Origin of the sequence: Pseudomonas sp. GW531-T4 (assembly GCF_017349615.1) — a bacterium.
Classification (GTDB): domain Bacteria; phylum Pseudomonadota; class Gammaproteobacteria; order Pseudomonadales; family Pseudomonadaceae; genus Aquipseudomonas; species Aquipseudomonas chlororaphis_I.
Genome location: NZ_JACMZT010000032.1, coordinates 23,762 through 41,174 on the forward strand (window position 1 = coordinate 23,762; position 17,413 = coordinate 41,174).

15 protein-coding genes are annotated in these 17,413 nt (G+C 64.5%); 3 read left to right on the forward strand and 12 right to left on the reverse strand.

Annotation, left to right across the window (positions count from 1 at the left end):
- Positions 1-13 precede the first annotated feature (13 nt).
- The 12 genes from J4D28_RS22290 to tssA all read right to left on the reverse strand — a co-directional run bounded on the left by J4D28_RS22290 (position 14) and on the right by tssA (position 13,694).
- Entirely contained in the window at positions 14-460 is a 447-nt protein-coding gene (locus J4D28_RS22290) for a DUF6484 domain-containing protein (protein WP_103331486.1), read from the reverse strand.
- A 94-nt stretch (positions 461-554) separates the two neighbouring features.
- Positions 555-2,780 (reverse strand): type VI secretion system Vgr family protein, encoded by a 2,226-nt coding sequence (locus J4D28_RS22295; RefSeq protein WP_016703062.1) that lies wholly within the window; start codon positions 2,778-2,780, stop codon positions 555-557.
- Between the two features lie 30 nt (positions 2,781-2,810).
- Positions 2,811-5,519 (reverse strand): type VI secretion system ATPase TssH, encoded by a 2,709-nt coding sequence (tssH, locus tag J4D28_RS22300; RefSeq protein WP_103331487.1) that lies wholly within the window; start codon positions 5,517-5,519, stop codon positions 2,811-2,813.
- Positions 5,512-6,546, reverse strand: a complete 1,035-nt coding sequence (gene tssG / locus J4D28_RS22305; RefSeq protein ID WP_103331488.1) for a type VI secretion system baseplate subunit TssG — start codon at positions 6,544-6,546, stop codon at positions 5,512-5,514. The genes tssH and tssG overlap by 8 nt, the downstream gene beginning before the upstream one ends.
- Entirely contained in the window at positions 6,528-8,387 is a 1,860-nt protein-coding gene (gene tssF / locus J4D28_RS22310; protein WP_103331489.1) for a type VI secretion system baseplate subunit TssF, read from the reverse strand. The genes tssG and tssF overlap by 19 nt, the downstream gene beginning before the upstream one ends.
- Complete coding sequence (gene tssE, locus J4D28_RS22315; protein WP_009044342.1) at positions 8,384-8,899, reverse strand: type VI secretion system baseplate subunit TssE; 516 nt, start codon at positions 8,897-8,899, stop codon at positions 8,384-8,386. Before tssE ends, tssF begins: the two co-directional genes overlap by 4 nt.
- A gap of 150 nt (positions 8,900-9,049) precedes the next feature.
- A complete protein-coding gene (locus J4D28_RS22320; RefSeq protein WP_053269330.1) occupies positions 9,050-9,493 on the reverse strand; it encodes a hypothetical protein in 444 nt (147 codons plus the stop codon).
- Complete coding sequence (locus J4D28_RS22325; RefSeq protein WP_028682143.1) at positions 9,490-9,921, reverse strand: type VI secretion system amidase effector protein Tae4; 432 nt, start codon at positions 9,919-9,921, stop codon at positions 9,490-9,492. Before J4D28_RS22325 ends, J4D28_RS22320 begins: the two co-directional genes overlap by 4 nt.
- Positions 9,922-9,996: 75 nt before the next feature.
- On the reverse strand, positions 9,997-10,485 hold the full coding sequence (locus J4D28_RS22330) for a type VI secretion system tube protein Hcp (RefSeq protein ID WP_009044340.1): 489 nt from the start codon (positions 10,483-10,485) through the stop codon (positions 9,997-9,999).
- 97 nt (positions 10,486-10,582) lie between these two features.
- Positions 10,583-12,079, reverse strand: coding sequence for a type VI secretion system contractile sheath large subunit (gene tssC, locus J4D28_RS22335; RefSeq protein ID WP_016703058.1), 1,497 nt, complete (start codon positions 12,077-12,079; stop codon positions 10,583-10,585).
- Between the two features lie 15 nt (positions 12,080-12,094).
- Positions 12,095-12,610 (reverse strand): type VI secretion system contractile sheath small subunit, encoded by a 516-nt coding sequence (gene tssB, locus J4D28_RS22340; protein ID WP_009049566.1) that lies wholly within the window; start codon positions 12,608-12,610, stop codon positions 12,095-12,097.
- A 55-nt stretch (positions 12,611-12,665) separates the two neighbouring features.
- Positions 12,666-13,694, reverse strand: a complete 1,029-nt coding sequence (gene tssA / locus J4D28_RS22345) for a type VI secretion system protein TssA (RefSeq protein WP_103331490.1) — start codon at positions 13,692-13,694, stop codon at positions 12,666-12,668.
- A gap of 382 nt (positions 13,695-14,076) precedes the next feature.
- Between tssA and tagH the strand changes: the two genes are divergently transcribed.
- The 3 genes from tagH (at position 14,077) to tssK (ending at position 17,411) form a co-directional block, all read left to right on the forward strand.
- The gene (tagH, locus tag J4D28_RS22350; RefSeq protein ID WP_103331491.1) at positions 14,077-15,474 is read left to right on the forward strand and encodes a type VI secretion system-associated FHA domain protein TagH; all 1,398 of its coding nucleotides are present in this window, start codon (positions 14,077-14,079) and stop codon (positions 15,472-15,474) included.
- A 110-nt stretch (positions 15,475-15,584) separates the two neighbouring features.
- Positions 15,585-16,055 (forward strand): type VI secretion system lipoprotein TssJ, encoded by a 471-nt coding sequence (gene tssJ / locus J4D28_RS22355; RefSeq protein ID WP_029526547.1) that lies wholly within the window; start codon positions 15,585-15,587, stop codon positions 16,053-16,055.
- Between the two features lie 21 nt (positions 16,056-16,076).
- Positions 16,077-17,411 carry a type VI secretion system baseplate subunit TssK gene (gene tssK / locus J4D28_RS22360; RefSeq protein ID WP_101282735.1) on the forward strand — a complete coding sequence of 445 codons (1,335 nt, stop codon included), beginning with the start codon at positions 16,077-16,079 and terminating at the stop codon, positions 17,409-17,411.
- The last annotated feature ends 2 nt before the right edge of the window (positions 17,412-17,413 follow it).

A 17,413-nucleotide genomic window follows, 5' to 3' on the forward strand; every position in this document is an offset into this window, starting at 1 on the left:
GCCGGATATCCGTTTAGTTGATCTGCACCGAACCGCCCTTGATGCGGTTGACCCCGCTGGAGCGGCTGGACAGGTAGGCACCCTGGATGATCACCTTGCCCGCGCGGGTCAGGGTGATGCTGGCCTTGCCGCAACGCAGCACGATCTCGCGTTCGGCGCTCAGTTCCAGGCAATGCTCGTCCAGCCGCACGCTGGCGGCTGGCTCGGGCGGGGCGTCCGCGCCGAGCAGGCGGCCGATCACCAAGGGGCAAGCCGGGTCGCCGCCTTCGAACATCAGCGCGACCTGGCCGCCGATATCCGCAGGCCCCAGCAGCGCGGTGCAGCGGGCAACGACGCCGCTGGCATCCGGGCAACCCGGGTAAACGACCCTGGGCGCACTGGCGTGCGGCAGCTCGAGCAGGGTGCCGATGACCACTGCGTCGATGCGGGCCTGTATGGGTAGCGGGTGCTGAATCGTCATATACACACCTCCACTGTGCTGGCTCTGTACGAAAAGTGGCTGCGCGCTGGGCGCCTTCGGCGCTACGCGGGCCATGCTGCGTTAAAAACAGGCCCTAGTTCTGCAGGATCTTCTGGCCTTTGACCACAACGTTCCTGTTGGCCTTGATGTTGATGGCGCCGGAGCCGTCGATGGTGATGTCCTTGCCGCGAATCATGATGGTGCCGTCCTTCTTCATGGTGATGCTGGCCGCGCCTGTGGTCAGGGTGATGGAGTCGCCGGCGGTGAGGGAGAAGTTCTTGCCGACGTCCAGGCTGTCGTTCTGCTGGATGTTGGTGGTGCGGTTCTGGTTAACGTCGCGGGATTCGTTCTGGCCGATCTGGGTACTCTGGTTGCCGTTGATCTCGATACCTTCGTTGCCCTTGACCGTTTCGTTGCGGTTGCCGGTGATGCCGATGGTCTCGTTGCCGCCCACGTCCTCGGTGCGGTTGCTGACGATGGTGATGGTTTCGTTGGCACCGACCTTTTCCCTGCGGTCCGCGCCTATGGTGATGGTCTCGTTGTTGCCAACGTCCTCGGTGCGGTTGGCGCCGATGGTGATTTTCTCGTCGCTGCCGACATCCTCGGTACGGTTCACACCGATGGAGATGGTCTCGTTATTGCCGACCTTTTCCTTGCGGTCCACGCCGATGGTGATGGTTTCGTTGTTGTCGACGGTTTCGGTGCGGTCGTGTTTGACGTGCACGGTCTCGTCGTTGTCGATGGTCTTGCTGCGGTCGTGGCCGACCCAGTGGGTCTCGTCGTTCTCGACCTCGATGTCCTGGTTTTTCTCGGCATGGATGAACAGCTGCTCCGCGCCCTTTTTGTCCTCCATGCGGATTTCATTGAAGTTGGCTGGCGAGCCTTCCTTGCTCGAGCGGCTTTTCACCCCGCTCTGGGTGGCATTGGCCGGCAGCTCGTAGGGCACGGTCTGCTCGGCGTTGTAGACGCGGCCGGTGATGATCGGGCGATCCGGGTCGCCTTCGAGGAAACTGACGATCACTTCCTGGCCGATCCGCGGGATCTGCACCGACCCCCAGTTCTTGCCGGCCCAGGCCTGCGACACGCGCATCCAGCAGGAGCTGTTTTCGTTGGATTGGTCGTGGCGATCCCAATAGAAATGCACCTTGACCCGGCCATACTGGTCGGTCCAGATCTCCTCGCCAGCGGGGCCTACCACCCTGGCGGTCTGCGGCCCGCGGACAATCGGCAGGGGCGTCAGGGGCAGGGGGCGGAAGGCCTGGCCGGCATCCATGCAGTCCAGTTCGCTGATGAACTGCTCGGCCAGGTCCAGCTGCCCGCTTTCATAAAGCTCCTGGCGGATCTGATAGCGGGCGACCACCACCAGGTATTCGCGATTCTGGTCGGCGCGGTCGTAGCCGGTCAGCTTGAACAGATGCCCGCAGCCCAGGCCGCGCGCCCGACCGCGCAACTGCACGCGCTCGAACTGGCTGTGAATCGCCTGGATGCGGGTGCGTGCGTAATGCTCGCCATCCTTGCTCTGTACGTATTCGCCCGGGTAGTCGTAGAGCGGATGGTCGCCGTTGCTGTGGCTGCGCGAGACGCTGGAGCGCACTTCGAGGCTGGCGCCGGGGCGCTGGAAGTCGTAGTCGTTCAACGCCAGCGAGCCCGGCTGGACTTCCCGCGCCAGTTGCCAGTCGTAGAAGTGGTCGCGCTCGCGCATCTGCTGATCGGGCGGGAAGAAGGGCACCGAAGCGTAGTCTGCCACCGTCGAGTGGGCGCCGTAGGCGTCGGCCAGCACCAGGACATGCCGCGCTTTCTCATGGCGGAAGTAGTAGTAGATGCCTTCCTGCTCCATCAGCCGGCTGATGAAGTCGAAGCTGGTTTCGCGGTATTGCACGCAGTATTCCCACTCGCGGTAACTGCCGCTCAGGTTGTCTTCGAAATCGGAGAAACCGAGGTCGCGGAACACCTGCTTGATGATGTCCGGCACCGTCTTGTTCTGGAAAATCCGGCAGTCCGAGGTGCGCGTGAGCAGCCAGAACCAGGGCCGCAGGCTGACCCGATAACCGGCGAACTGGCCGTGGCCGGTCAGTTGCCGGCAGCCGCAGGCAATGCCGTGGAAATAGCGTTTGCCGCCGCCGTGCAGCTCCAGGGTCAGGCCCATCGGCTTGCCCAGCAGCTGGTCGAATTTGATCGCCCGGTCTTCGGACGTGAGGTCCAGTTCGTAATGGAACAATCGCCCCAGCTCCTCGCTGCCTTCCATGCTCTGCAACAGCAGGACCTCGCCGCCGAGGGGGCTGTCGACCTGCACCAGGCGATTGCTTTGCGTGATTGCCATAAACGGCTTCCTCTGGCTCGCGTTGGGGCGTCAGTCATGCGGGTCGAATGCGTAGTGCAGCGCATTGTCCCGCTGGCTGATGCGCACGCCCGCCAGCGGCTTGCCCTCGAGCATGCGGGTGAGAAACTCCCGGCTCATGTCCGGCAACAGGGTATTGGTCAGGATGGCGTCGATCATCCGTCCGCCGCTCTCGATCTCGGTGCAGCGCGAGACGATCAGGTCGACCACGCTGTCGTCGTAGGCGAAGGGCACCTTGTGTCCGCTTTCCACGCGCTGCTTGATCCGCTCCAGTTGCAGGCGGGTGATGGCCTTGAGCATCTCGTCGCTCAGCGGGTAGTAGGGGACGGTCACCAGGCGCCCGAGCAGGGCCGGCGGGAAGACCTGGAGCAACGGCTCGCGCAGCGCCTTGGCGATGGCATCGGGATCGGGCAGCCGTCGCGGGTCACGGCACAGGCTGGCGATCATCTCGGTGCCGGCGTTGGTGGTGAGCAGGATCAGGCAGTTCTTGAAATTGATCAGGCGGCCTTCGCCGTCCTCCATCACGCCCTTGTCGAACACCTGGAAGAAGATTTCGTGCACGTCCGGATGGGCCTTTTCCACCTCGTCCAGCAACACCACGCTGTAGGGTTTGCGCCGCACCGCCTCGGTCAGTACGCCGCCTTCGCCGTAACCGACATAGCCGGGCGGGGCGCCCTTGAGGGTGGAGACGGTGTGCGCCTCCTGGAACTCGCTCATGTTGATGGTGATGATGTTCTGCTCGCCGCCGTACAGGGCTTCGGCCAGGGCCAGGGCGGTCTCGGTCTTGCCCACGCCCGAGGTGCCGGCGAGGAGGAACACGCCAATCGGTTTGCTTGGGTTGTCCAGCCCGGCGCGCGAGGTCTGGATGCGCTTGGCGATCATCGCCAGGGCATGGTCCTGGCCGATGATGCGTTTTTTCATGTGCTCGTCGAGCCTGAGCACGGTGTCGATTTCGTTGCGCGCCATGCGCCCGACCGGGATGCCGGTCCAGTCGGCGACCACCGCGGCCACCGCCTGGTAATCCACGGTGGGCAGAATCAACGGGCTTTCGCCCTGCAAGGTGGCGAGGCGGCTCTGCAGCTCGCCGAGCTTGTCGCGCAATGCCGTGCGTTCGGCTTCATCCAGGCGCGGCGATGGAGCAGCGGCCTCGTCGCTGGTGTCGTCCAGCGGCTCGGCGGCGGCGCGCAGGGTGGCGCGGGTCGCCAGCAGTTCATCGACCAGGGCTTTCTCTTCGCTCCAGCGACTCTCCAGGGTCGCCAGGCGTTGGCGTTCCTCGTCGAGGGCCGCCTCGACCTCCTGCTGGCGAGTACCGATGGCGATGCCGATGGCCTGCTCGCGGCCAATGATCGCCTGCTCGGTGCTCAGCGCCTCGATGCGTCGGCGGCTGTCGTCCACTTCGGCCGGCACCGCATGCAGGCTGATGGCGACCCGTGCGCAGGCGGTGTCGAGCAGGCTCACCGACTTGTCCGGCAGCTGCCGGGCCGGAATATAACGGTGCGACAGCTTGACCGAGGCCTCCAGCGCCTCGTCGAGGATCTGCACCTTGTGGTGCTGCTCCATGGTCGAGGCGACGCCGCGCATCATCAGGATCGCCTTGGCCTCGGACGGCTCGTCGACCTGCACCACCTGGAAGCGCCGGGTCAGGGCCGGGTCCTTCTCGATGTGCTTTTTGTATTCGGCCCAGGTGGTTGCCGCCACGGTGCGCAGGGTGCCACGGGCCAAGGCCGGCTTGAGCAGGTTGGCGGCATCGCCGGTACCGGCCGCGCCGCCGGCGCCGACCAGGGTATGGGCCTCGTCGATAAACAGGATGATCGGCTTGGGCGAGGCCTGCACATCCTCGATGACCTGGCGCAGGCGTTGCTCGAACTCGCCCTTCATGCTCGCGCCGGCCTGCAACAGGCCGACGTCCAGGCTGCGCAGTTCGACGTCCCTGAGGCTCGGCGGCACGTCGCCGGCGACGATACGCAGGGCGAAGCCCTCGACCACCGCGGTCTTGCCGACCCCGGCTTCGCCGGTGAGGATGGGGTTGTTCTGCCGGCGGCGCATGAGGATGTCGACCAGTTGGCGAATCTCCTCGTCGCGCCCGACTATGGGGTCGAGCTTACCGCTGCGGGCCTGTTCGGTGAGGTCTACGGTAAAGCGCTTGAGCGCCTCCTGCTTGCCCAGCGCACTGGGCGCCATGGCGCCGCTGGCTTCGCCCGGCGTGGCGCCAGCGTTGAAACCGTCGCTGGCGGCCAGGCCGTTTTCCGGCGAGTCGCCGAGGTATTCGTCGAAACGCTCGATCAGGTGCTCCACCTTGATCTTGTCGAACTCGCGGGAGAGGGCCGCGAGTGCGTGGCGCAGGCTCGGTGTCTTGAGCATGCCGACGATCAGGTGGGCGCTGCGTACCTGGCTCTCGCCGAACAGCAGACTGCCATAGACCCAGCCGCGCTCCACGGCTTCCTCGACCTGCACGGACAGGTCGGTAATCGAGGTCGAGCCGCGCGGCAGGCGGTCCAGGGCGTCGGTGATATCCCTGGACAGGCGCGCCGGGTCGAGGCTGAACTGACGGACCAGGCGGTGCAGGTCGCTGTCCTGCAATTGCAGGAGCTGATGCAGCCAATGCACCAGTTCCACATAGGGGTTGCCGCGCAGTTTGCAGAACACGGTGGCGGCTTCGATGGCCTTGTAGGCCGGGCTGTTCAACTTGCCGAACAGCGCGACGCGGCTGATCTCACTCATGATCGCGGCTCCTTGAGGGGGTGGTATGGCTGGCGTATTCGCGGACCAGCAGCAGGTCGTCGGCATCCGTCGGCGGGCTGCCGAGCCAGGTGTCGAAGCCCAGGCGGGTCTGGCCGTCGAGATCGATGCGCGGCACTTGCGCGCGCTGTAGCAGCAGATTGACTTCCCAATCCAGCTCCTCGCCCTGGTACTCGGCGACCCAGGCGGCCAGTTCGCCGAAGCTGTCCTGGCCGGGCAGCAGGCGTTGGTATTGCGCAAGGCTCAAAGGCCCCAGGCGGATGCGGAATTTATGCTGGCGATCCCAGACGTGGGTGCCCAGGCTCAGGTCGCTGCCGAGCGAGCACAGCGCCACGCCCAGCTGGCTGCGCTGCGGCAACTCCAGCCACTGGCCGACGTATTCCTCGATGCTCACCGGCACGCCGAAATAGTCTTCCAGGATCGCGCGCAAGCCGTCCGGGTAGCGGGTCTGTGCCGCCAGGTGGCCGGTGAAGTGGTAGCGCGCCGAGTCGGCGATCGGGCCCTGGCCGAGCAGGCTGGTCATGCCCCGCCCGGACAGTGCGGCCAGGCGCATCGACCAGTAGTCGTGGTCGGGGCGGTCGTGGCTGACGGTCGGCCGCGCCTCGGCCCAGGCGCGGTAGAACAGGCACAACAAGCGGTGATTGAACACGTCGAGAAAGCGCGTGAAGCTGGCGTCGCCGCTGTTGCGCTGGCGATCGCGGGCGTATTCGGTCAGGTGCAGCGGCAGCGGGCCGTTGGGCCCGGTCAGGCCGAAAAACAACTGCTCGATGCGCGGCGCGGCGCCCTCGGGGTCGGTCTCGATGCTGGCCAGGGTCGAGGGGGCGAAGCCGCAGTCGGGTTTCTGCCCCAGGCGCAGCGGGTCGTCATGCAAGCGCAGGGAATGGCCGATGCGCGGCCGGTCGCTGGCTTCGCACTCGATGCGCCGCAGCGCCTGGAAGAAGTCGTAGGCCCAGGGCTCATCGGCCATCCGATCGATGCTGTGCAGCGGTTTCAGAGGTTCGGTCGACATCCGGGGTGCGCCTGCCATCGCATGATTTCGCCACGCTCGGTGGTGCGCAGCACGGTTTCGGTGAAGCTGTTGATCGACACGTAACGGGCCAGGAAGCGCTCGAACACCGCGCCCAGCAGGTACACGCCGGTGCCACGGAAGGCGTTTTCGTCGAACTCCAGGCTGATCTCCAGGCCACGGCCAAACACGATCGGCCCCGGCATCGGCAACCGGCGGGTGCAGGGCGTGCTGCGCACCTGGCGCAGGCCTTCGATTTGCAACTGCAGCGCCGAATCGCCGGGGTCGCCGTACAGGCGCAGCAATTCGCGCAGCGCCGCGGCCCCCTGGCCCTGTTCGCTCAGCGACAGGTAGTTCAGCGATAGCTGGCTGATCAGCCGCCAGGCGCTGGCGTCGTGCGCGCGGCTCGGCCGTGGCCGGCTTGGCCCGGCCAGGCAGCGCACGGCCAGCACCGGGGCGCTGTCTTCCAGGGTGAAATCGCTTTTGCCGGTACCCACCGGCATCAGCAGCGGCAGGTCGCGGTTGGTGCACAGGGCGCCGAGGCCGAGCTGGCGCAAGTCGTGGCGATAGGGCGCCTGGTTGACATCCACCAACGAGACGAAGGTTTCGCTGCCGATATAGGTCGAGCGGGGCCCGCGGCGCCGTTGCTGGCTGGACAGGCGACGCGGCTCGCGGCGGACGATGTAGTAGGCCTGCTCGCGGCCATAACGCAGCGGATCGCGGATCGCATAGAACGGCTGGAACGGCTGCTCGGGGCCGCTGCCATGGCCGGTGACCTGGGTCAGGGAGTGGATCTCGAAATCCAGCGGCCGGGTGCGGTCGGCGATCACCTGGTGCTCATGCACCCGCTCGCTCAGGTGAATGCGATCGGCGCGGCGTGGAAACAGGTTCACCGCCGGCGTGCAGAAGGGCACGAACTGGGCCGCCGACACCGTGCCTTCCAGGGTGCTGTCGAGGCGATCGAACAGCACCACCAACTCCAGTTCCTGGCTGCCGCAGCGCCGCACACCGACGCTCAGCCCGGTGAAGTCGACGAACAGAAAACGATTGGGCAGGGCGAAATATTCCTGCAGCAGGCGATACCCCTGGAAGGCCCGGGGCACCACTGGCAGCACCGCGTCCTGATCGTCGAAGCCGCGCGGTTTGAGGCTCTCCACAGGCAAGCGCTCGGCCCAGTCGCCGTCGACGCTCTTGATAAACACGGCACAGGCATTGCCGAGCAACTGCTCGTACAGACGAAAAGGTTGCTCGTCGGCGCCATTGAGGTAGAGCGACAGGCTGTCCAGCGCCAGGGCGTTGAACGGCAACCCGGCGCCGCAACGCAAGCGCAGGCGCAGCCCGGCCTTGGCCTTGGGTACGCTGGCGGCAAGGCGGCCGAGGGTCGCTGCCGGGTTGCCGAAGTATTCGGCATGGCCGACCTGCAACGGCCACAGCGTCACCGCATGGGCGCTGCGGTATTCGCAGGCGGTCTGCTCGCCATGGCCGAGCTGGCCACGCAGGGCGGCCTGGCGTTCGACCGTGAAGCCGCTGGTCAGTGAGCCCTCGTTGGGGTCGGCGACCAGCTGGACCACCACCACCGAAGGCGTTGGCGCCAGGTAATGCGGGTAGGCGATTTCCAGCAGATTGTGGGTGAAGGTCGGGTATTCGGCGTCCAGCTTCAGGTGGACCCGCGCGCTCAGGTAGGCGAAGCCCTCCAGCAGGCGCTCGACATAGGGATCGGCGCATTCGATGCCGGACAGGGTCAGGCGGCTGGCGATCTTGGGGAACTCCTGGGCGAACTCGGCGGCGCTCTCGCGGATATGCTGCAGCTCCTGGTTGTAATACTCGAGCATGCGCGGGTTCATTGGCGTCTCCTGGCGGGCTCGGCCGGTGTCACCTTGACGTGCCCGGTTTCCAGGTCGAGGGCGGTGCTGAGCAGCAAGCGCAGGGGCACCGGCTCGGCCCACAGATCGCCCTCGATCTCGAAGCTCAGGGCGTTGTGGCTCATGTCATTGCCGTCGAGTCGCGCGCGAACCTTCAACGAGCCTTTGAGGATGCGCGGCTCGAACGTGGCGATGGTGTCGCTGAACAAGGCTTCGATGGCCTGTACATCGACACTCGAGGCGGTATGTCCGGCCAGGGGCGGCAGGCCGAAATTCAGCACCGAGTTGCCCGCCGGCATCTGCGCGGCCTGCTCCGGATCGAACAGCACGCAGGTGTTGAACAGCCAGGCCAGATCGCGCAGCACGCACGCTTTGAGCTGGGTCAGCGACATGACGCGGCGCTCGGCGGCTTCTTTCGGGTTGTGCGGATCATCGTCGGTCAGGCGATCGAGCAACGAGGGTTGCAGGCGTTCTTGCAGGGTCAGCTCGGCCATTTTCAGTTATCCCTGTCGGCGCAGCCGAGGCTGCGCAGTTGATCCCGCAGGGCCCGCAAGGCGCCGCCCAACTGACCTGCACCCATCGGCTGTTCGGCGTTCATTGCCATCTCCTTGTTCGCAGGCTTCGAGCCGAGCCCTGGCGTGCGGTCAAGCGTCGGGGTCGAACAGGCCGATAAACATTTTCTCATCCCACTGGAAAGGCGGGCAGGCCGTCACCCGGCTCACCGCCGACGAGGCTTCCAGAGTCTGATCGGAGCCGCTGCGTAGCGCTTGGATCTCGGTGCGGCAATCCCGACTGGGCGAGGGCAATTGCTCGCTGCTTTCCACCAAGATCACCTGGCGTGTCCCCACCTGCTTGGTGCGCAGCGTGCCGCTGGGGTCACGGTGGAACTGGCAAGGCCATTTCAGGCTCAGGTCGATGCCGGGTTGCTGCGGGACCAGCACGCGACAGTTGCCATTGCGCTCTTCCAGCAGCAGGTCCCGGGCCAGGAAGCGCGCCTGGGTGGCGCTGTCGGCCGGGTTCTGCGCGCAGGCGGGCAAAATCAGACCCGCCAAGCCCGCGACCATAAGGCGAAACCGGCGCTGACTCATGACAGCTCCCAGAACCACACCTGGGCGGAGTGGTTGGCCGGGTCGTCGTAGGTCTTGGTGAAACCGCGACTCCACAGGTCGATATGGTCGCCGGCCGCGCGACTCTCGCCACTGCGGGTAAAGCAATCCTTGAAAAAAATGATCCCGTTCTTCTCGTTGAGCTGCAGCTTGGCCTTGGCCGCATCGGTAAAGATGCTCGGCCGGCCCAGATGCTGGCGCCACAGCCAGTTCGCCAGCGACTCGGCGCCGCGGGCGTGGCCGTGGCTGCAGCGCGGTTCCGAATAGGTGTGGCCATCCACGAGGATGCTTCGCTCGGCGTTGAGCGTAATGCTCATGCGGATCGCGCATTGATTTTCCCAACCGCCATCGCAAGGCTGGCTTTCAGTCGGGTAGTTGTTCCACAGATTGATGAACGCGGGTCTGGCCATCATCGAACCTCCTGTTGCGCCGTGGCCCCTGGTACAAGCCGAGCACCCTGCGGCAGGGCTGCAGGGTGGCTGGCGTCACACCTTGACGTTTTGGCGGATATTCCAGCCGTACTTGACCGGGCCGCCGTCCTTGGAACCGTCCTGCTTCTGCGGTTGGTAGTCGACCAGCACCTGGCCGAAATTCAGCGCGATGTTTTCGGTCAGGCGATCCGCGCCGCCACTGCCGCCGGTGCCGATCGAGGACACCAGGACCTCCTTGAGGGTGATGGTCAGGTACTCGACCGGATCGTCGCCGCCGGCCTTGCGCACCGTCAGCTTGGCCTCGTCGTAATGCTTGCCGCTGGAGCAGGCCATCATCAGGTTGGGGGAGGATTTATCCACCCACTTGGTCAACGTCAGGTCGTGGATATTGACCTTGCCGGCACCGCCGCCACCGCCCACATGCATGTTGCCGGACTGGGCCATGGCCCAGCTCCAGGAAAGCACGTCGATCTCCTCCTTGTGGTTCTTGTCCTGGGACTCGCCCTTGACGTCGCCGATCTTGATAAACATATCAACAGCCATCATGCCTCCTTGAGTGGTCTACACCACTGTGCTCCAGCGATTGGCCACGCTGTGTTGCAGTGCACCCGCCACCACGGCGAGTGCCACCGGGGATGGATCAAACCGCCTTGGCGGATGGAAGCTTGGATACCAGCCGCAGCGATACCGTGAGCCCTTCGAGCTGGTAGTGCGGGCGCAGGTAGAACTTCGAGCTGTAGTAACCGGGATTGCCCTCGACCTCTTCGACCACCACCTCCGCCGCGGCCAGGGGGTGCTGGGCCTTGGTGGTTTCGGTGGAGTGGGCCGGGTCGCCGTCCACGTAATTGAGAATCCAGTTCTGCAGCCAGCGCTGCATGTCGTCCTTTTCCTTGAACGAGCCGATCTTGTCGCGAACGATGCACTTCAGGTAATGGGCGAAGCGGCAGGTGGCGAACAGGTAGGGCAGGCGTGCCGCCAGGTTGGCGTTGGCGGTGGCGTCGGGGTCGTCATACTCGGCCGGCTTCTGCAGCGATTGCGCGCCGATGAAGGCGGCGAGGTCGGTGTTCTTCTTGTGCAGCAGCGGCATGAAACCGTTCTTCGCCAGCTCCGCCTCGCGCCGGTCGGCGATGGCGATTTCGGTCGGGCATTTCATGTCCACGCCACCGTCGTCGGTCGGGAAGGTGTGCGTCGGCAGGTTCGGCACCTCGCCGCCGGACTCCACGCCGCGAATCCGCGAGCACCAGCCATAGAGCTTGAACGAGCGGTTGATGTTCACCGCCATCGCATAGGCCGAGTTGGCCCAGGTGTACTTGGAACTGTCGGCGCCGTTGGTTTCCTCCTCGAAGGCGAAGGCATCCACCGGGTCGGTCTTGGCGCCGTAGGGCAGGCGGGCGAGGAAACGCGGCATGGTCAGGCCGATGTAGCGTGAATCCTCGGAATCGCGCAGCGAGCGCCAGGCAGCGTATTCCGGCGTGGTGAAGATCTTGGTCAGGTCGCGCGGGTTGGACAGCTCCTGCCAGGAGCCCATGCCCATCACCGTCGGCGAGGCCGCGCTGATGAACGGCGCATGCATCGCCGCGCAGACCTTGGCCAGCTCGCCGAGCAGCTCGACGTCCGGCGACGACTGGTCGAAGTAGTAATCGCCCACCAGGCAGCCGAACGGCTCGCCGCCGAACTGGCCGTATTCCTCTTCGTACATTTTCTTGAAGATCGGGCTCTGGTCCCAGGCGGTGCCCTTGAACTTCTTCAGGGTCTTGTGCAGGTCGCCCTTGGCGATGCTCATCACGCGGATCTTCAGCTGCTCGTCGGTTTCCGTGTTGTTGACCAGGTAGTTCAGGCCGCGCCAGGCGCTTTCCAGTTGCTGGAAGTCGGCGTGATGCATGATCAGGTTGACCTGCGCGGTGAGCTTGGCGTCGATTGCGGCGATGATCGATTCGATGGATTTGATCGCGTCGTTGGAGATCAGCTCGGTCTTGCTCAGGGCCTGTTCGGCCAGGGTGCGCACGGCGCTTTCCACCGCCTCGCGGGCGTGCTCGGTCTTGGGTTTGAACTCTTGCAGGAGCAGGGCGGCGAAGTCGCTCGGTTGTTCGATCGCGGCGTCTGCCTGGGCCTGCGGGTCTTTCATCAATTCGGCCATGGTCTGCGTCCTCTGTCAGGCTTGCGGCTCGGGTTCGGTCGGTTTCGGCGCACTGGCCAATGCCTGCAACAGCGCCGGGTCCTTGATCGCCTTCATGATCATGTCCTCGGCGCCGGTCTTGCCGTCCATGTAGGTCAGCAGATTGGCCAGCTGGGTGCGGGCTTCGAGCAGTTGGTTGAGGGCATCGACCTTGCGCGCCACCGCGGCCGGGCTGAAGTCGTCCATGCTCTCGAACGTGATGTCCAGGCTCAGGTTGCCTTCGCCGGTCAGGGCATTGGGCACGTTGAACGCCACCCGCGGTTTCATCGCCTTGAGCCGCGAGTCGAAGTTGTCGACGTCGATCTCCAGGAACTTGCGGTCGGCCACCGCCGGCAGCGGTTCGGCGGGCTTGCCGACAAGGTCGGCCATCACCCCCATGACGAAGGGCAATTGCACCTTCTTCTCCGCACCGTAAAGCTCTACGTCGTACTCGATCTGCACCCGGGGAGCACGGTTACGGGCGATGAATTTCTGGCTGCTGGTGTTAGCCATTTTTCCTCCTGCGCTGCCTAGGCGGCTGTGTTGGATGGGCGTCGGTTAAGCGTTTTCACTCGGACTGTTCCCCTTCAGGCCCGCGCAATTTTTCGAACTGGGAAAAGCCGTCCGGAATCAGGTTGCTCACGATGGTGGCGAAATCCGCGCTGACCAGGCTCTTGGCGCGGCTCAAGAGCACGGGCACCGGGCTTGAGGGCTCGTGCCTGACGTAGTAACCGAGGATCCGGTCGAGGCTGCGCAGCACATCGTCACGGTTGCCGATCTCGCCCGCGATGCGCGGCGCGGCGGCGCTGGGGGCCGTGGACATGGCTGCATCGACAGGCTCGCCGGCTTGCGCGACAGCGCTGGAAACGCCCGGCTGCGGGGCGTGCTCGGCGATGATTTGCACCGCATGCCGAAGCAGTTGCTTGATCGTGCCCAGGTCCGCGCCGTGGTTGGAGCCGACCCGTTCGTTGACCTCGCGCTCTATGGTCAACAGCGTGCCATGGGCATCGTTCAGGGCGGCGCGGCAGGCCTCGAGCTGTTCGCCCGCGCAGTCCTGAAAGGCCGCGCCGAGCTGGTCCGGGCTGAGGCTTTCACTGGCGAAGCGCTGCAAGCCGGCGGCATTCAGCGCGGCCCGCAGGCCGACGTTGCCAAAGGCCCGCGAGCTGATCAGCGGCATGCCCCAGAGCAGGCGAATGACCGGCTCGGCGTTTAGGCCGGCGAGGGCGTTGATCCGGAAAGTGGGGTCATTGCCATCCTCTGCATCCAGCTTGGGATGCAGGTCGTCCCAATACTGCGCGAGCAACTGCTGGATCAGCTGTAACCCTTGCACCAGGCCGGGCAGGCCTTGCAGGGCAATGGCGCTTTGCAGGAAGTAGTTGGCGATGCGCAGGTCTTTGCTGCGCGTGAACAGCTCGACGCAGAGGTCGCGGACCTGGCGCCATTCCGGCGGTGTGGCGGGTAGCACGGCATCGCCCATCTGCCGTTCGGGCTGGCCTTGCGCCGCGCGTTCAAGCTCGAGAAAGGCGGCGTCGTACTCGAGGTCGCCGCCACAGGGGGAGTCAGGGGAAATGGTTTCCAACAAACGCTGTACATCCATCACGGACGTGATCTCCATATCGGCCCGGCAATCGGCGCCCGGTCAGGGCGAGCGCACGACAAAATCCCTTTCCTGCAGATGCGTGTTCTATCCAGACCCACTTTTTGGTCATTTCTGGATTCAATAATTGAACTGAAGTTTTAGCCCAGTTCAATTGTTGTCAAGAAACTCTCCGACCAATGGGGGGAACCTAGTGATGTTTGAAGATAGGTGGTGGGTGGTGGTTCTTTTAGTTTCTTTTGTTATAGGGCTTATTTGAAAAAAGCGAATATAAGCGCAGGAACTTTGAGGGCACGGAAATCTTTTAGGGGGCTATACTCGCTTTGCACTCGCTGGCATGCCCGAGCTGTTGTTATTGAGCAATACCGTACAAGGAGTTCTAATGCCGCTGCGTTTGACAATCACCAGTTATCACAAGCTGACTCCCGGCCAACGGGCGGAGTTCGAGCTTGATCGCGGTGAGCTGAAAATCGGTCGCAACCCCGAGAACGACTGGGTACTTCCAGACCCGGAGCGCCTGGTGTCCGGCCAGCACTGCGTCATTCAACTGCGTGACGGCACCTACTACCTGACCGACACCAGTACCAATGGCGTACAGCTGATGAATGCCGGCGTGCGCATGCACCGCGGCAACAGCGAACCCTTGCGCGACGGCGAACTGCTGCGCGTCGGCGAGTACGACATCCTGGTGCAGATCAACGGCGCGCCACAGATCGTCAGCGGCGCACCCGGGATGAGCGATCCCTTTACCGGCTTCGATGCGCTGATCAAGCGCCAGGCGCCGGGCGAGATTCCCGCCGCGGCGGCGCCCCCCAGCAGGGTGCAGATCCACGCGGGCGGTTCGCCCCTGGACACCAAGCCCGACCTGTTCGATTTTCTCGCGTCCCCGGCCGTCCCCCCTCCGGCCCTGGCCGACCACGTGCCGCCCGAACGCCATGATTTCCGCCCGCCCGAGCCACAACGCGCCAGCGCCCCCCCGGCCAGCGAAACCGGCGCGGCACCGGCGATTCCGGCGGATTGGGACCCCTTCACCGAGCTGGGTGCGGGCCCGGCGCCGGTGGCGCCGCCCCCTGTGCAAGCCCAGCCGCAACCATTGCCAGCGGCATCGGAGAATATTGCCAGCAGCGCACCCGAACCGGCCGTGCAACGGGCTGCGGTCGCGCCTGCAGCGCCGGCAATCGGGGGCGACAATGAACAGGTGCTGGAAGCCTTTCTCAGGGGCGCGGGGCTCGAGCACTTGCGTATCGACAGAGGCGAAACCCGCGCGCAAATGGAGGCCATCGGCCGCAGCTACCGGCATATGGTCGAGGGGTTGATCGAGGTGCTGCGCGCCCGTGCCAGCCTCAAGGGTGAGTTCCGCATGGCCCAGACCATGATCCGCCCGGTGGAGAACAACCCCCTCAAATTCGCCCCCAATGTCGATGAGGCGCTGCTGTTATTACTGCGTTCCGGCAACCAGGCCTTCATGCCGGCCGACCAGGCGATCAAGGAAAGCTTCGACGACCTGAAAGCGCATCAACTGGCCGTCATGGCGGGCGTACAAGCCTCGATCAAACACCTGCTCCAGCGTTTTCAGCCAGCGGTACTGGAAGCGCGTTTAAGTCAACCTTCGGCTATTGGCGCTTTGCTGCCCGGTAGGCGTCAAGCGCAATACTGGGAGTTGTTCACGGAACTCTATGCGAGCATTTCCAGGGAGGCCGAAGACGATTTCGAGGATTTGTTCGGGCGTGAATTCAGTCGAGCCTATGAAGAACAAAATACCAAGTTGCGAAAAGGCTGAGTGCCATCGGTTAGTTGGATAAAGGCTAATGGCTATTAAATAGTGAGTTGATCTTGTTTGGCTATCGGTAGTTTCGATTTGGAATAATAAATGTCAGTGAGGACGACGACATGCCAAAGTTCTTGTTGTTCGCAACAGTACTGCTGCTGACTGCCTGTAGTTCGAGTCCGCCGCCGCCCCCTACGCCTACTGTCGTTGTCATGCATATCCAGGCCGCTGCCGATCTGAATCTTTCGGCGGGCGGCCAGGCGACGCCGGTGCGGGTGCGTTTGTATGAGTTGAAAAACGGCGGAGCCTTCAGTCGCGCCGACTATTTCTCCCTGGTGAATGCCACCGGCGCGACCTTGTCCGCGGACCTGGTGGCGCAGGACGAATTGCTCATCCAGCCGGGTCAACGGCTGACCCTGGAGCGCACGCTCGACGAGCAGAGCCGTTTGCTCGGCCTGGTGGTGTCTTACCGTGAACTGGACAGCGCCGTGTGGCGCCAGGTGGTCAGTATCCCGAGCAATGAAACCACGCCATTGACGGTTTCCCTGACAGCCAGGGCGATCAGCGCGGCAGCCACGAAACCTGCGAATTAGTCCTGTCGAGGAAGCCAGCCCATGTCCTGGAATAACCGTGTGGTGTGGTCCGAAGGAATGTTTCTGCGGCCGCAGCATCTCCAGCAGCATGATCGCTACATGGAAGCCCTGATCGATGGCCGTTGCCGCCCGTTGAGCGCTGGGGGCTGGGGGTTCTCCGAGCTGCGCATCGACGAGTCCCTGCTCAGCCAGGGCAAGGTGGCGATTGTCAGCGCGCGCGGGGTGCTACCCGATGGCACGCCTTTCGACATTCCCGGCGACGATCTGCCGCCGCCGCCACTGAACGTGAACGACAACCTGCGCGATGCGCAGGTCTTCCTGGGCTTGCCGCTCAAGCGTGCCGGCAGCCGCGACACCGTGGGGGAGGGCGAGGCACCGGGCAGTGCGCGCTATATCAGCCAGGTGCGCGAAGTGCGCGATGACAACGCCGCCTTCGAGAGCCGCGCGTCGCTGGCGATCGGCGGCAAAGCCCTGCGCCTGCTGACCGAGCGCGACGGCCTCGGCGAATATGCCTGCCTCGGTTTGATCCGGGTCCTGGAAAAACGCGCGGACAATGCCGTGCAGCTGGACGACGACTATATTGCGCCGCTGCTCGATGTGGCCGCCTCCGGCGTGCTGGCGGCCTTTCGCAGCGAGCTGCAAGGGCTGTTGCACCAGCGCGGCGAGGCCCTGGCAGGCAGGGTGGTGGCCTCGGGGGCCGGCGGTGCCTCGGAGATTGCCGACTTTCTGCTGCTGCAACTGGTCAATCGCGCCGAGCCCCTGCTCAGCCACCTGGCCCGGTTGAGCCCCTTGCACCCGCAGGACTTCTATCGCGAGGCGGTCTGCCTGGCGGGGGAGTTCGCCACCTTTTCCGCCGCCGGGCGTCGCCCCAGCGACTACCCGGCCTATGCCCACGACGACCTGGCGAGCAGTTTCGCCCCGGTGATGCACGATCTGCGGCAAGCCTTGTCGATGGTCATCGATACCCGCGCCACGCCGATTCCCATCGTCGAGAAATCCTACGGCGTGCATGTGGCGATGCTGGCCGACAAGAGCTTGCTGGAAATGGCCAGCTTCGTCCTGGTGGTGCGGGCCGAGGTACCGGCCGAAACCCTGCGCACGCATTTCCCCCAGCAGGCCAAGATCGGCTCGGTGGAGCACATCCGCGACCTGGTCAACCTGCAGTTGCCGGGCATCGCCTTGCTGTCCATGCCCGTGGCGCCGCGGCAGATTCCCTATCACGCCGGCTCAAGCTATTTCGAACTGGACCGTGGCAGCGAGCACTGGAAACAGTTGGCCAACTCAGGGGGATTCGCCTTTCACATTGCCGGCCAGTTCCCGGGCCTGAACCTGGCCTTCTGGGCCATCCGAGGATAATT